Origin of the sequence: Dorea sp. BIOML-A1, from assembly GCF_009875615.1 — a bacterium.
GTDB lineage: Bacteria > Bacillota > Clostridia > Lachnospirales > Lachnospiraceae > Dorea_A > Dorea_A amylophila.
In genome coordinates this window covers 18,974-34,193 of record NZ_WWSA01000012.1, presented here as the reverse complement: position 1 = coordinate 34,193, position 15,220 = coordinate 18,974, and the positions used below count along the sequence as shown (strand labels likewise).

10 protein-coding genes are annotated in these 15,220 nt (G+C 42.0%); 7 read left to right on the top strand and 3 right to left on the bottom strand.

The window, feature by feature from the left end; all coding sequences use genetic code 11:
- The first annotated feature begins 7 nt into the window (after positions 1-7).
- The 3 genes from rpoC to GT508_RS06605 all read left to right on the top strand — a co-directional run bounded on the left by rpoC (position 8) and on the right by GT508_RS06605 (position 5,620).
- A complete protein-coding gene (gene rpoC, locus GT508_RS06615; RefSeq protein ID WP_138375734.1) occupies positions 8-3,715 on the top strand; it encodes a DNA-directed RNA polymerase subunit beta' in 3,708 nt (1,235 codons plus the stop codon).
- A gap of 212 nt (positions 3,716-3,927) precedes the next feature.
- Positions 3,928-5,013: a M24 family metallopeptidase gene (locus GT508_RS06610; RefSeq protein WP_028087897.1), complete on the top strand. Its 1,086-nt coding sequence runs from the start codon at positions 3,928-3,930 to the stop codon at positions 5,011-5,013.
- 43 nt (positions 5,014-5,056) lie between these two features.
- A complete protein-coding gene (locus tag GT508_RS06605; RefSeq protein ID WP_049947128.1) occupies positions 5,057-5,620 on the top strand; it encodes an HD domain-containing protein in 564 nt (187 codons plus the stop codon).
- Positions 5,621-5,685: 65 nt separating this feature from the next.
- On the opposite strand, the gene GT508_RS06600 is transcribed toward GT508_RS06605, so the two are convergent.
- Genes GT508_RS06600 through iorA form a run of 3 tightly spaced genes read right to left on the bottom strand, consistent with a single transcriptional unit; the run spans position 5,686 to position 9,340 of the window.
- On the bottom strand, positions 5,686-6,921 hold the full coding sequence (locus GT508_RS06600) for a phenylacetate--CoA ligase family protein (RefSeq protein ID WP_161143828.1): 1,236 nt from the start codon (positions 6,919-6,921) through the stop codon (positions 5,686-5,688).
- Between the two features lie 24 nt (positions 6,922-6,945).
- A complete protein-coding gene (locus tag GT508_RS06595) occupies positions 6,946-7,524 on the bottom strand; it encodes an indolepyruvate oxidoreductase subunit beta (RefSeq protein ID WP_117598176.1) in 579 nt (192 codons plus the stop codon).
- The gene (gene iorA / locus GT508_RS06590; protein ID WP_161143827.1) at positions 7,517-9,340 is read right to left on the bottom strand and encodes an indolepyruvate ferredoxin oxidoreductase subunit alpha; all 1,824 of its coding nucleotides are present in this window, start codon (positions 9,338-9,340) and stop codon (positions 7,517-7,519) included. Before iorA ends, GT508_RS06595 begins: the two co-directional genes overlap by 8 nt.
- Before the next feature lie 203 nt (positions 9,341-9,543).
- Between iorA and glf the strand changes: the two genes are divergently transcribed.
- The 4 genes from glf to GT508_RS06570 all read left to right on the top strand — a co-directional run bounded on the left by glf (position 9,544) and on the right by GT508_RS06570 (position 15,190).
- Entirely contained in the window at positions 9,544-10,674 is a 1,131-nt protein-coding gene (gene glf, locus GT508_RS06585) for a UDP-galactopyranose mutase (RefSeq protein ID WP_161143826.1), read from the top strand.
- 148 nt (positions 10,675-10,822) lie between these two features.
- Positions 10,823-12,211, top strand: coding sequence for a phosphoglucosamine mutase (glmM, locus tag GT508_RS06580; RefSeq protein WP_161143825.1), 1,389 nt, complete (start codon positions 10,823-10,825; stop codon positions 12,209-12,211).
- Between the two features lie 89 nt (positions 12,212-12,300).
- Complete coding sequence (gene glmS, locus GT508_RS06575; RefSeq protein ID WP_161143824.1) at positions 12,301-14,139, top strand: glutamine--fructose-6-phosphate transaminase (isomerizing); 1,839 nt, start codon at positions 12,301-12,303, stop codon at positions 14,137-14,139.
- Positions 14,140-14,251: 112 nt separating this feature from the next.
- Entirely contained in the window at positions 14,252-15,190 is a 939-nt protein-coding gene (locus tag GT508_RS06570) for a nucleotidyltransferase family protein (RefSeq protein WP_118309490.1), read from the top strand.
- Positions 15,191-15,220: the final 30 nt, after the last annotated feature.

The following is a 15,220-nucleotide window of genomic DNA, read 5'->3' as shown; positions in this document are numbered from 1 at the left end:
CCAAAGTATGCCAGAAAATAATAAGGAACAAACTTATCAGCCAATGACTTTTGATGCGATCAAGATCGGTTTGGCATCACCTGAAAAGATTCTGGAATGGTCAAAAGGAGAAGTTACCAAACCAGAGACCATCAACTATAGAACTTTAAAACCTGAAAAAGACGGACTGTTCTGCGAAAAGATTTTCGGACCAAGCAAGGACTGGGAATGCCATTGTGGAAAGTACAAAAAGATCCGCTATAAAGGTGTGGTCTGCGACCGTTGTGGTGTTGAAGTAACAAAAGCAAGTGTACGTCGTGAGCGCATGGGCCATATCGCCCTTGCTGCTCCGGTATCGCACATCTGGTACTTCAAGGGAATTCCAAGCCGTATGGGACTGATTCTTGATCTGTCCCCGAGAACATTGGAAAAAGTACTGTATTTCGCTTCTTATATCGTACTGGATAAAGGTGAGTCAGATCTGATGTACAAACAGGTATTATCAGAGGCTGAATATCAGGAAGCAAGAGAAAAATGGGGAAGCACATTCCGTGTAGGAATGGGTGCAGAATCCATCAAAGAACTTCTTGAGAACATTGATCTTGAGAAAGAATATACAGAATTGACAGAAGGCTTGAAAGGTGCAACCGGACAGAAACGAGCAAGAATCGTAAAACGTCTGGAAGTAGTAGAAGCTTTCCGTGAGTCTGGAAACAAGCCAGAATGGATGATCATGACAAATATCCCGGTTATCCCACCGGATCTTCGTCCAATGGTACAGCTGGATGGCGGACGTTTTGCGACATCTGACCTGAATGATCTGTACAGAAGAATCATCAACAGAAATAACCGTCTGAGACGTCTTCTTGAATTAGGCGCACCGGACATTATTGTTAGAAATGAAAAGAGAATGCTTCAGGAAGCTGTAGATGCTCTGATTGACAATGGCCGCCGCGGACGTCCGGTAACAGGACCTGGTAACCGTGCACTGAAATCTCTTTCCGATATGCTGAAAGGTAAGTCCGGACGTTTCCGTCAGAACTTGCTTGGTAAGCGTGTTGACTATTCCGGACGTTCCGTTATCGTTGTAGGACCGGAACTTAAGATCTACCAGTGTGGTCTGCCGAAAGAAATGGCAATTGAGCTGTTCAAACCATTTGTTATGAAAGAACTGGTTCAGAACGGAACAGCACACAATATTAAAAATGCTAAGAAGATGGTAGAAAGACTTCAGCCGGAAGTATGGGATGTTCTGGAAGAAGTAATCAAAGAGCATCCGGTTATGCTGAACCGTGCTCCTACACTGCACAGACTTGGTATTCAGGCATTTGAACCGATTCTTGTAGAAGGTAAGGCTATCAAGCTTCATCCACTGGTTTGTACAGCGTTCAACGCCGATTTCGACGGAGACCAGATGGCTGTCCATCTTCCACTTTCCGTAGAAGCACAGGCAGAGTGCCGTTTCTTACTTCTGTCACCGAACAACTTACTGAAGCCGTCTGATGGTGGTCCGGTAGCCGTTCCTTCACAGGATATGGTACTTGGTATCTATTATCTGACTCAGGAGCGTCCTGGTGCCAAGGGAGAAGGCATGATCTTCAAGAGTTTCAACGAAGCACTTCTTGCTTATGAAAATGCTGCCGTAACACTTCATTCACGTGTAAAAGTACGTGTATCCAAGAAGATGGCAGATGGAACAGTGAAGACAGGAACGGTAGAATCTACAGTCGGACGTTTCATGTTTAATGAGATCATTCCACAGGATTTGGGATTTGTAGACCGTGACGTAGAAGGAAATGAATTGCTTCTGGAAGTTGATTTCCATGTAGGAAAGAAACAGCTGAAACAGATTCTTGAAAAAGTTATCAATACACATGGAGCTACTGCTACAGCAGAAGTACTCGACCATGTAAAGGCTATGGGTTACAAGCTTTCAACAAGAGCTGCCATGACCGTATCCATTTCTGACATGACGGTACCTCCGCAGAAACCGGAGATGATCAAAAATGCGCAGGATACTGTAGATAAGATTACAAAGAACTTCAAACGTGGTCTCATTACAGAAGAAGAAAGATATAAAGAAGTTGTAGAGACATGGAAAGCAACTGACGATGCCCTTACAAAGGCGCTGCTTGACGGTCTTGATAAATATAACAACATTTTCATGATGGCAGATTCCGGAGCCCGTGGATCTGACAAACAGATCAAACAGCTTGCAGGTATGCGTGGTCTGATGGCCGATACAACAGGTCATACGATCGAGCTGCCAATTAAATCAAACTTCCGTGAAGGTCTTGATGTACTGGAATACTTCATGTCTGCACATGGAGCTCGAAAAGGTATGTCCGATACAGCTCTTCGTACAGCCGATTCAGGATATCTGACAAGACGTCTGGTAGACGTATCACAGGAACTGATCATTCACGAAGTAGACTGTGCAAAACCGGGAGCACCGATTCCTGGAATGTATGTAAAAGCATTCATGGATGGAAACGAAGTGATCGAAAGTCTGCAGGATCGTATCACAGGACGTTATATCTGTGAGAACATCGTAGATAAAGATGGTAACATCCTTGTAAAGGCAAATCACATGGTAACACCGAAACGTGCAGAGCTGATCTGTAAAAAGGGTGTTGACGAGAAGGGCGAGCCGCTGACACAGATTAAGATCCGTACAATCCTTACATGCCGTTCACATAATGGTGTATGTGCAAAATGTTACGGATCCAACATGGCAACAGGTGAGCCGGTACAGGTTGGAGAAGCTGTCGGAATCATCGCCGCACAGTCAATCGGAGAACCTGGTACACAGCTTACTATGAGAACATTCCATAGTGGTGGTGTAGCCGGTGGAGATATCACACAGGGTCTTCCTCGTGTCGAGGAGCTTTTCGAGGCAAGAAAGCCTAAGGGACTTGCAATTATCACAGAAATCGCAGGAACTGCTAACTTAAATGACACGAAGAAGAAACGTGAGATCATTGTGACAAATAAAGAAACAGGTGAATCCAAAGCATATCTGATCCCTTATGGATCACGTATCAAGGTGGCTGACGGCGCAGAACTGGAAGCCGGTGATGAACTGACAGAAGGTAGTGTAAATCCACACGATATTCTGAGAATCAAAGGACTTCGTGCTGTACAGGATTACATGATCCAGGAAGTTCAGAGAGTATATCGTCTGCAGGGTGTAGAAATCAACGATAAGCATATCGAGGTTATCGTTCGTCAGATGCTGAAGAAGATACGTATCGAAGAGTCCGGAGACACAGAATTCCTTCCGGGAACAAATGTTGACAGACTTGAGTTTGAGGATGTAAATGAAGCTTTGGAAGCAGAAGGTAAAGAACCTGCAACAGGTGAGCAGATCATCATGGGTATTACAAAAGCTTCCCTTGCTACGAATTCATTCCTGTCTGCCGCTTCCTTCCAGGAGACAACAAAAGTCCTGACCGAAGCTGCTATTAAGGGTAAGGTTGATCCGCTGGTAGGTCTGAAAGAGAATGTTATCATTGGTAAACATATTCCTGCCGGAACAGGTATGAGAAAGTATCGTGACATCAAGTTGAACACAGAGATGGAAATGGAAGACGAACTGGACTTTGAGGACGATTTTGATTTTGAATTCAAAGATGCAGATGAGATGAATCAGGAGATTACTCTTGATGAAGGAACAGAAGATGCAGTAGAAGATATTGCAGAAGAAACAGTTGCTGTATCTGAAGATGAAGAATAAAATATAAGTCAAATAAAAAGAAAGTGTTCACACTGAAAAGTGTGGACATTTTCTTTTTTTAATGAAGAATAAGTTAATATCACTAACGTTTACTGTTATTTGTATATATAAATTGACTTTTATATTTAAAAAGTTTATAATAATTGTCAGTGAGAATCAGCGAAAATAGTAACAGATTCTGTCAACATTTTAAGAAAGGTTGGGGTTCTATTATGGATCAAGGTAAACTTACAAGAATATTAAAATCAATGGAGGAGCATGAGGTTCCGCAGATGATCGTTTCTGACCCGGTTGCGATCTTCTATCTGACAGGCAAGTGGATTTTCCCGGGAGAAAGACTTCTGGCATTGTATCTGAATGTGAACGGAAATCATAAAATGGTAATCAACAAATTATTTCCACAGGAATCAGATCTTGGCGTAGATATTATCTATTATGATGACATTGAAGACGGAGTAGAGATCTTAAGCAAGTATGTAGATAAAGATAAGACAATGGGAATTGATAAAACATGGCCGTCAAAATTCCTTATTCGTCTGCAGGAGTTAGGCGGAGGAAGTAAATTTGTAAACGGATCTCCGATCATCGATTATATCCGTATGGTAAAAGATGAGAAAGAAAAAGATCTTATGAGAAAATCTTCTAAGTTAAATGATATTGCTATGGAAAAGATCATTCCATGGGTAGCAAAAGGATTAACTGAGAAAGAATTAAATGCAAAAATGCGTGAAATTTACAAAGAAATCGGATGTGAAGATGTATCGTTCGATCCAATTACAGCATACGGACATGGCGCTGCAGATCCACATCATGTAACAGATGATTCCAAAGGAAAACGCGGAGATTGTGTAATTCTTGATATCGGTGGATTTAAAGATAACTATGCATCAGATATGACAAGAACTGTATTCATCGGTGAAGTATCTGACCGTGCAAAAGAAATTTATGATATCGTAGTTGAAGCAAACAGAAGAGGTATCGAAGCTGCCAAACCGGGAAATAGAATGTGCGATGTTGACCTTGCTGCAAGAAATTACATCGAGGAAAAAGGATTTGGCGAGTATTTCACACACAGAACAGGACATTCTATCGGACTGGAAGATCACGAATTTGGTGATGTATCATCTGTTAATACTGACATCATCAAGGTTGGACAGTGCTTCTCAGTAGAGCCGGGAATCTATCTCCCGGATGAGAACATCGGTGTTCGTATCGAAGACCTTGTAATCATCACAGAAGATGGATGTGAAGTTCTGAATGACTTTACTAAAGACCTGATCGTTGTACCGGAAGAGTAAAATATCAGAATACATATTTCGCACAGAAATGGAGAAAATGCAGATGACAAGAGATCAGGCGTATGAAATCTTAACAAAATACATGAAAGGTGAGAATTATATTACACATTCTCTGGCAGTTGAGGCTATTATGAAGGGATTGGCCAAACGTCTTGCGCCGGACGAGGTGGAATATTGGGGAATTGCAGGATTGCTGCATGATCTGGATGAAGAGCAATGTGACTGGGAGCATGACTTAAGTGTACACGGACCGACATCGGTAGAAATCTTAAAAAAAGAAGGGATTGATGATCCTGTATTATTTGGAGCAATCTGTGCACATAATCCGAAAAGTGGCGTGAAAGCGAAAACAAAAATCCAATATGCACTTTTAGCGGCAGATCCAATGAGTGGTTTCTTAAAAGCGGTTGCGCAGATTTACCCGGATAAAAAGATTGCAAGTGTAAAAAGAAAGTCCGTTATAAAACGTTTTAATGAAGCACGATTTGCGAAAGGTGCCAATCGTGATTACATGGAAAGTATTGAATTTACAGGGCTGATGCTGGAGGACCTGATTGATATCGGATTGGAAGAAATGTGTGCGATCTCTGATGAATTAGGATTATAACAAAGTATAAAAATGGTGTTGTAAGAAATATAGATCTTACAACACCATTTATAATATATCATTAATTATTCATAACGCTCATCGATGACACGTTTTGTCTTCTTTTCGCTTCGAGGTAATAATCCGATTTCAACAACTTTAACTAACGGTGTAAAGCCTATGCGGCTTTTGACGGTAGCTGCGATTCGTTTGGCAAGATCAAGGAAGTCAACCGTTCCATTTGTTTCAACATAGATTCGCATGGTGTCTTTTCCGTCAAGATGAGAAATGCGGATCTGATATTCACTGGATACTTCAGAAAATCCTTTTAAGATTTCCTCAATCTGAGCTGGGAACACATTTACACCCTTGATCTTCATCATATCATCGGTACGTCCCATAATAGTATCGAGCCGTGGGAATCTGCTTCCGCAAGGACATTCTCCCGGAATGATGCGGGAAAGATCATGTGTGCGGTAGCGGATAAGAGGTGCTCCTTCTTTGACCAGGGTGGTAATGACGATTTCTCCGAGTTCTCCGTCCGGAAGTACTTCACCGGTTACAGGGTCGATGATCTCAATGTAAATATAATCATCCCAGTAGTGCATACCACAGTCATGGGAACAGCTGATTCCGATTCCCGGTCCATAGATTTCCGTCAGGCCATAGATATCATAGAGTTCAATTCCAAGTTCTTCCGTGATACGCCGGCGCATTTTTTCACCCCAGCGTTCAGAACCAATGATTCCTTTCTTCAGATGGATCTTGTTTTTGATTCCTCTTTTTTGGATTTCTTCTGCAAGAAGCAGGGCGTAAGAGGAAGTAGAACCGAGAACGGTTGTCTTCATATCCATCATCATCTGAAGCTGTTTGTCGGTGTTTCCGGGTCCCATAGGAATAACCATGCTTCCTAATCTTTCGGCACCTGCCTGAAATCCGATTCCGGCAGTCCAGAGTCCGTATCCGGGTGTGATCTGGATACGGTCCAGATTTGTAAGACCGGCCAATTCATAGCAGCGTTGAAACATGATTGCCCAGTCGTCTACATCTTTCTGAGTATATGGAATGATGACCGGCAGTCCGGTGGTACCGGAAGAAGAGTGGATTCGGACAATCTTTTCTTCAGGTGCAGTCATCAGACCAAGAGGATAAGCATTTCTTAAATCATTTTTCTCAGAAAACGGAAGCTTTTGAAAATCTTCCGCTGACTGTATACTGGTAACACCGGCTTCTTCTAATTTCTTTCCATAGAAACTTTCCGCTTTCAGGAGCGCCTGTATCTGATTATTTACCTGTGCGATTTGTGTCTCTGTAATCTGCATATGTCGTGTTCCTGCCTTTCTTTGTTATATGTTATAGTTTAATGCCCGGAGATTCATTTCATGGAATTTCTCGGGAAGTGTATATTTCATAATGTCTTCAATTTCAGAGATTGTAAAGTCCAGTACTCCGGTCCGTATGGCTGCGCCAAGAAGCACCATGTTCAGTACTTTGGAAGAACCAATGTCTGCACATGCCTGATCTGCATTTACAAGAGTCAGATTAGGAACAGCCGCTTTTAGATATTCAAGCATCTGAGGTGCATCATAATCTGATCCGCTTAAGGTAGCAGTAACTGGTTTAACAGCTCGGGTGCTGACAACAATATGTCCGTGGTCTTTGAGATAGGGAAGCATACGGACTGTCTCACCTGGTTCGAAGCCGATGATCAGATCGGCAGTTCCTGTTTCGATCATTGGCGAATAGAGATTATCACCCATACGAAGATGACTGAATACACTACCACCACGCTGAGCCATACCGATGGTCTCGGCACTCATGACAGGAATATCTTTACTCATAGCTGCTGCGGCAAGAAGTTTGGAAGCGAGGACGGTTCCCTGACCGCCGACGCCGCACAGGACAATGTTTTTTTGATTATTCATGTTTTTTACCTCCTATAATAGCAGCTGTAGGGCATACCTGACTGCATAATCCGCAGCCGGTACACATCGTATCATCAATGCAGACATTACCGTTGTCAAGTACAATGGCAGGGCATCCAAGTTCACGGATACATTTTTTACATCCGATACATTTTTCGGCATCTATATGAAGAGAAAACTCCGGCTTGGTGATGGCTATACATGGTGATTTGAATATAATAGCTTTTACACCTGTCTTATCAGCCATTTCCCGGACGCATGCTACAGATGAGTTCAAATCCAGCGGATTTACAGTCTTAACATCTGTAACGCCGATTCCGCGGAGGACTTGTTCGATATTAATCTTTTGCACGATCTCCCCCATCACTGTGCGGCCGGTTCCAGGGTGTGGCTGATGTCCGGTCATGGCTGTGGTAGAGTTATCCAGAACGATCAGTATCATATTCGCCTGATTGTACACGGCATTGACAACACCTGTGATCGCAGAGGCGAAGAAGGTCGAGTCTCCGACAAACGCAAAGCATGTGGTGTCAGGTTCCACTTTTTCGATACCTTGTGCGATATTCAATCCGGCACCCATACACAGACAGGTATCAACCATATCGAGAGGAAGGGCATTTCCGAGCGTATAACATCCGATATCCCCGCAGAAAACGGTTTTCTTTCCTTTCATAGCTTTTTTTACGGCGTAGAAAGAAGCTCTGTGAGGACATCCGGCGCAAAGTACCGGCGGGCGGACCGGCAGTGCCGGCGGTTCCGGAAAATCAGTGGTGACAGGGGAGGTAAGACCAAGGAATGTGTTAATATAGGTAGTTATAGTGTCACGGGTGTTTTCTCCGGCACAGGCAGTATGACCACTGAGTTTTCCGTTAATTCTGGTTGGAAGATGATATTTTCCGCATATATAGATCAGCTCACGTTCGATGACAGGATCAAGTTCTTCCAGGCAGAGAACTTCATCAAGTCCAGAAAGGAAATCTACTGCTAATTTTTCCGGAAATGGATGAGGCGTGGCAATTTTTAAAGTCTTTACCATACCGGTCTTTTTTAATGTTTCCATCGTGTAGGTATAGCTGATCCCTCCGGTGGCGATTCCTTTTTTTGAATCCTTGAAAGCATCGCAGGATGGATGAATTGTATTTTTCTCATAAGAAGAAAAGATATCGGATAATTCCTGATTACGTGCTTCGATTTTTTTGTGATTCATGAAAGATAATCTAGGAAAGATAACCCAGCGTTTGGAATCTTTGATAAAACCTTCCGGCTGGTGGTGGGTATATTCTGTCTCATCTTTTACCATGATAGACGCGTAGCCATGACAGACACGTGTGGTTGGACGTAAGAATACCGGAGTACCGTATTTTTCTGAATATTCAAAAGCTTCCTGGATCATCTCATAAGCCTCATGCGCAGAAGATGGGTCGAAACAAGGCAGCTTGGAAAATCTGGAAAAATGTCTGGTATCCTGCTCTGTCTGAGAAGAAATCGGACCCGGATCATCTGCTACGAGAATGACCATTCCGCCTTTGATCCCGACGTACTCGAGACTCATCAGCGGATCGGAAGCAACATTTAATCCGACCTGCTTCATGGTTACCATGGATCTTGCACCGGCATAAGAAGCTCCGGCAGCCAGTTCCATGGCCGCTTTTTCGTTCACGGACCATTCCACATACACATCATCCGGCCGGTGTTTTGCTATAGTTTCCAGAACTTCCGTAGAAGGGGTTCCGGGATAACCGGCTACGACATTAACTCCGGCAGCAATTGCACCGAGGGCAATTGCTGCATTTCCCATTAAAAATTCTTTATGCATAATCATATCACCTCTAATTGTACGAATTCGTTATTTAAATAGTATAATATGTCTGATAAAGAAATGCAATCTTTTGGTAACGTGATAAAGTGGAATAAAGCAAGGGAAACGAAGAATGTCTTTTCGGGAATACAAGGATATGATAGAATAACACTACCAGATAGATTGTGACAGGTATCAGAAAATAAAAAGAGGTATGTAAGATGAAAAAATATGATTATTTAGTAGTCGGGTCAGGATTATATGGGGCAGTGTTTGCCCGTGAAGCAAAAAAAGCGGGAAAATCTGTTCTGGTAATTGATAAACGTCCGAATATTGCGGGAAATGTATATACAGAGGATGTAGAAAAAATTCATGTACATAAGTATGGTGCACATATTTTTCATACAAATAATAAGAAAGTATGGAATTATATTACGCAGTTTGCGGAGTTTAACAGATTTACGAATTCACCGGTAGCGAATTATAAGGGTGAGTTATATTCACTTCCTTTTAATATGTATACATTTAACAAGATGTGGGGAGTGGTGACACCGGAAGAAGCAGAGGCGAAGATAGAAGAGCAGAGAAAGGAAATTACGGGAGAGCCAAAGAATCTGGAAGAGCAGGCAGTTTCACTGGTTGGAAGAGATATCTATGAGAAATTGATCAAGGGTTATACAGAGAAGCAGTGGGGACGTGACTGCACAGAACTTCCGGCATTTATTATCAAGAGACTTCCGGTGCGTCTGACATTCGACAATAATTATTTCAATGCAATGTATCAGGGAATTCCTGTGGGAGGGTACACGAAGATGGTAGAGAATCTTCTGGATGGCATAGAGATCCGTCTGAACACAGAATATCTGGAGCATAAAGAGGAATTAGATGCGCTGGCAGAAAAAGTAGTTTATACAGGACCGATCGATGCTTATTTTGAATATAAACTCGGAACGTTGGAGTACCGCTCTGTAAGATTTGAGACGGAACTTTTAGACAAGCCGAATTTCCAGGGGAATGCAGCTGTAAACTACACAGACAGAGAGACGCCTTGGACACGTATCATCGAGCATAAGTGGTTCGAATTTGGAAAGGATTCAGAAGGAAATGATATTCCAAAGACTGTGATCAGCCGGGAATACAGCTCTGAATGGAAATTGGGTGACGAACCATATTATCCGGTCAATGATGAAAAAAATGGAGCATTGTACGCAGAATACAAAAAATTAGCAGAAAAAGAAGAGAAAGTGATCTTCGGAGGCCGTCTCGGGGAATATAAATATTATGATATGGATGCTGTCATAGCATCAGCGTTAGAACGTTGTGAAAAGGAACTCGGAATTATAACCGGGTAATAATGAAAAACGTATGCATAGAAGCAATTGTCTTTGCACATATGCATACTTTTTTGCCATTTTTGCTTGAACTTGAGTCTAATACCAACTATAATGGGGGCAGTTGCTTTGTGAAAGATAGACGATATATTATTTTAGGAGAATAGATATGGGAAGATATTTCGGAACAGATGGTTTCCGTGGCGAAGCCAATAATAACTTAACAGCAGATCATGCATATAAAATCGGAAGATTTCTCGGATGGTACTATGGAGAAGTAAAACATCAGAATGGTGATGATACACCGGCACGTATTGTAATTGGAAAGGATACGAGACGTTCCAGCTATATGTTCGAATATACATTGGTAGGTGGACTTGTTGCATCGGGAGCAGATGCTTACCTGCTTCATGTTACAACAACACCATCTGTTGCTTATGTGGCAAGAACGGATGAATTTGATTGCGGGATCATGATTTCTGCAAGCCATAATCCGTATTATGACAACGGAATCAAACTGATCAACGGTAATGGCGAGAAGATGGATGAGGGAACGATCGCACTGGTAGAAGACTATCTGGATGGAAAACTGGAAGTATTTGGGGAAAAGTATGAAGAGATTCCATTTGCACATACATCTAAGATTGGACGTACGGTAGACTATGTATCAGGAAGAAACCGTTACATCGGATATCTGATTTCACTTGGACTTTATTCTTTCAAGGGTGTGAAAGTCGGACTGGATTGTGCGAACGGAAGTTCATGGAATCTGGCAAAGTCTGTATTTGATGCACTTGGAGCCAAGACATATGTGATCAATGCAGAGCCGGACGGAACGAATATCAATAACAATGCAGGATCTACACACATCGGCGGCCTGCAGAAATTTGTTGCCGAGAATGGTCTGGATGTTGGATTTGCATATGACGGAGATGCTGACAGATGTCTCTGTGTAGATGAAAAAGGGAATCTGATAGATGGAGATGCGATTCTTTATATTTATGGAAAATATATGAAAGAACGTGGCAAACTGGAAAACAATACGGTTGTTACAACAGTTATGTCTAATTTTGGATTATACAAAGCATTCGATGAGGCAGGGATTGATTATGCAAAGACTGCAGTCGGAGACAAATATGTATACGAATATATGACAAACAATGGATGCATTCTCGGAGGGGAACAGTCCGGCCATATTATTTTCTCAAAATATGCTTCCACAGGAGACGGTATCCTTACCAGTCTTAAGATGATGGAAGTTATGATGGCAAGAAAGAAGAAAATGAGTGAACTCATGGAAGGGCTTCATATTTATCCACAGGTTCTGGAGAATGTACGTGTGACAGATAAGAAAGCAGCGCAGGACGATGCGGATGTACAGAGCGCGGTACGGGCAGTAACAGAAGCCCTTGGAGATACCGGACGTATCCTTGTGCGGGAATCCGGAACAGAACCACTTCTCAGAGTTATGGTAGAAGCAGAGACAGAAGAAATCTGTAAAAAATATGTAGATAAGGTTGTAGATGTCGTTAAGAAAAAAGGATATGTGATCGGCTAAAGCAGCGGACCTGAGGCGGAGATAAGATACATAAATACCAGAAATGGAATAGATTATATTAAGAATAATACAGGGAGAAAAAACGAATTATGTGTGGAATTGTAGGATTTACAGGTGAACACCAGGCAGCACCGATCTTGTTGGATGGTTTGTCAAAACTGGAATATCGTGGTTACGACTCGGCAGGAATTGCTATACGTGACGGCAGTGCAGATGCAGAGATCATTAAGGCAAAAGGCAGACTGAAAGTTCTTGCTGAGAAGACGAATGATGGTGAATCCGTAAAAGGAACCTGCGGTATCGGTCATACAAGATGGGCAACACATGGAGAACCATCTGAGAATAATGCACATCCTCATGCAAGTGATGATGGAAATGTTGTGGCTGTTCATAATGGTATTATTGAAAACTATCAGGAATTAAAGGATAAACTTGTCCGTAAAGGGTATACATTCTATTCTGAGACAGACACGGAAGTAGCAGTAAAACTGATCGATTATTATTATAAAAAATATGAGGGGACTCCAGTAGATGCGATCAATCATGCGCTGGTACGGATCAGAGGCTCCTACGCATTGGCAATTATGTTCAGGGATTATCCGGAAGAAATCTACGTAGCAAGAAAGGACAGTCCGATGATCCTTGGAGTTGCGAACGGAGAATCCTATATTGGTTCCGATGTTCCTGCAATTCTGAAATATACGAGAGATGTATACTATATCGGTAACCAGGAGATGGCACGTGTCCGTAAAGGTGAGATTACATTCTATAACCTGGATGGAGAAGAGATTGAAAAAGAATTAAAGACGGTTGAATGGGACGCAGAGGCAGCAGAAAAATCAGGATATGAGCATTTCATGATCAAGGAAATACATGAGCAGCCAAAGGCAGTTTCAGATACACTGAATTCTGTTATAAAAGACGGAATGATTGATCTTTCAGAGGTCGGACTTTCGGAAGAAGAGATCAAAGAGATCAGCCAGATTTATATCGTGGCATGTGGATCGGCATATCATGTCGGAGTGGCAGCACAGTATGTCATGGAAGATCTGGCAAGAATTCCGGTACGTGTAGAACTTGCATCAGAATTCCGCTATCGTAATCCGATTCTTGATCCGAAAGGACTGGTAGTCATTATCAGCCAGTCAGGAGAGACCGCAGACAGTCTGGCAGCACTCAGAGAATCAAAGAAACAGGGAGTAAAGACACTTGGTATCGTGAATGTAATCGGTTCTTCTATTGCCAGAGAGGCCGACAATGTATACTATACACTGGCAGGACCGGAGATTGCAGTTGCGACAACAAAAGCATACAGCACACAGTTGATCGCAGCTTATACACTTGCAATTCAGTTTGCAAAGATCAGAGGACAGATTACAGAAGAACAGTATGCCGGATATATTGAAGAACTTCAGAGCATTCCAGAGAAAATTCAAAGAATTATCGAGGATAAAGAGAGACTTCAGTGGTTTGCATCCAAACAGGTGAATGCGAAAGACATTTTCTTTATCGGTCGTGGAATTGATTATGCGATTTCCCTTGAGGGAAGCCTTAAGATGAAAGAAATCAGCTATATTCATTCGGAGGCATATGCAGCAGGAGAATTGAAGCACGGAACGATTTCCCTGATTGAAGATGGTACACTGGTTATCGGAGTACTGACACAGCCGGAATTATATGAAAAGACACTGAGCAACATGGTAGAGTGTAAGAGCCGTGGCGCATATCTGATGGGACTTACAACATTTGGACATTATAATATTGAAGAAAACGCAGATTTTTCTGTATATATTCCAAAGACAGACCCTCATTTTGCAACATCACTTGCAGTTATTCCGCTGCAGTTACTTGGATATTATGTATCAGTAGCAAAAGGTCTGGATGTAGATAAACCAAGAAACCTTGCAAAGAGTGTAACAGTAGAATAGAAATGAACAGGGTGGGATATGGCATGATAAACAGTCATGGTATATCCCGCTTTTTTGTGCTATACTGATTTTAACTGTAAAAAAGACAAATAAACAAAGGAGAAAGAGAATTATGAAAACAGCATTAGTCATCATGGCTGCAGGAATGGGTTCGCGTTTTGGCGGCGGAATTAAGCAACTGGAACCGGTAGGCCCAAATGGGGAGATCATTATGGATTATTCCATTCATGATGCAATAGAGGCCGGATTTAATAAAGTAGTATTTATCATTCGTAAGGATATCAGAGATGCATTCCATGATGCGATCGGAAAAAGAATTGAAGGAATCTGTAATGAACTGAATATAGAATTTGCTTATGCATATCAGGAGTTGGATGATCTTCCGAAAGGAATTGAAAAGCCGGCCAAGAGAAGCAAGCCGTGGGGAACAGGACAGGCGGTACTGGTATGTAAAGATATTATCAAAGAGCCGTTCGTAGTTATTAATGCAGATGACTATTATGGAAAAGAAGCATTTGTAAAGATTCATGAGTTCCTTGTGGAAAATTATACACCGGAAAAATCAAAAGAACTTTGCATGGCCGGATTCATTCTCGGCAATACTTTAAGTGATAATGGAACTGTTACAAGAGGAATTTGTGCAGTAGATGAGAATGATTATCTGACAGATGTCGTAGAAACTTATGAAATCAAAAAGACATCAGACGGAGCAGAATCTCAGGGAAATAGAATTGATGTAAATGCACATGTATCGATGAATATGTGGGGACTGACACCGGAGTTTGTAGGACTTCTGGAAGAAGGATTTGTAGAATTCTTTGAGAATATCAAAGGGGATGAAGCAAAAGAACTGAAAGGTGAATATCTGCTCCCGATCTATATTGATGAACTTCTGAAAAAGGGAAAAGTAAGTGTCAGACTTCTGGAGACACAGGACAAATGGTTTGGCGTAACTTATAAAGAAGACAAACCGGTTGTAGTAGAGTCGTTTGCAAAACTGATCGCAGACGGTGTATATCAGAAAGATCTGTTTGCAGATCTTAAGGCGTAATATCCGGGATATAACCGCAGGTATGATATC

What these genes read in the sequence shown, in the direction of transcription:
- glf (WP_161143826.1), top strand. Translation starts at nt 9,544, where the DNA reads ATGAAAAAATATGATTATTTAGTAGTCGGGTCAGGATTATATGGGGCA.
- glmS (WP_161143824.1), top strand. Translation starts at nt 12,301, where the DNA reads ATGTGTGGAATTGTAGGATTTACAGGTGAACACCAGGCAGCACCGATC.
- GT508_RS06570 (WP_118309490.1), top strand. Translation starts at nt 14,252, where the DNA reads ATGAAAACAGCATTAGTCATCATGGCTGCAGGAATGGGTTCGCGTTTT.
- GT508_RS06605 (WP_049947128.1), top strand. Translation starts at nt 5,057, where the DNA reads ATGACAAGAGATCAGGCGTATGAAATCTTAACAAAATACATGAAAGGT.
- GT508_RS06595 (WP_117598176.1), bottom strand. Translation starts at nt 7,524, where the DNA reads ATGAATAATCAAAAAAACATTGTCCTGTGCGGCGTCGGCGGTCAGGGA.
- GT508_RS06600 (WP_161143828.1), bottom strand. Translation starts at nt 6,921, where the DNA reads ATGCAGATTACAGAGACACAAATCGCACAGGTAAATAATCAGATACAG.
- glmM (WP_161143825.1), top strand. Translation starts at nt 10,823, where the DNA reads ATGGGAAGATATTTCGGAACAGATGGTTTCCGTGGCGAAGCCAATAAT.
- iorA (WP_161143827.1), bottom strand. Translation starts at nt 9,340, where the DNA reads ATGCATAAAGAATTTTTAATGGGAAATGCAGCAATTGCCCTCGGTGCA.
- GT508_RS06610 (WP_028087897.1), top strand. Translation starts at nt 3,928, where the DNA reads ATGGATCAAGGTAAACTTACAAGAATATTAAAATCAATGGAGGAGCAT.
- rpoC (WP_138375734.1), top strand. Translation starts at nt 8, where the DNA reads ATGCCAGAAAATAATAAGGAACAAACTTATCAGCCAATGACTTTTGAT.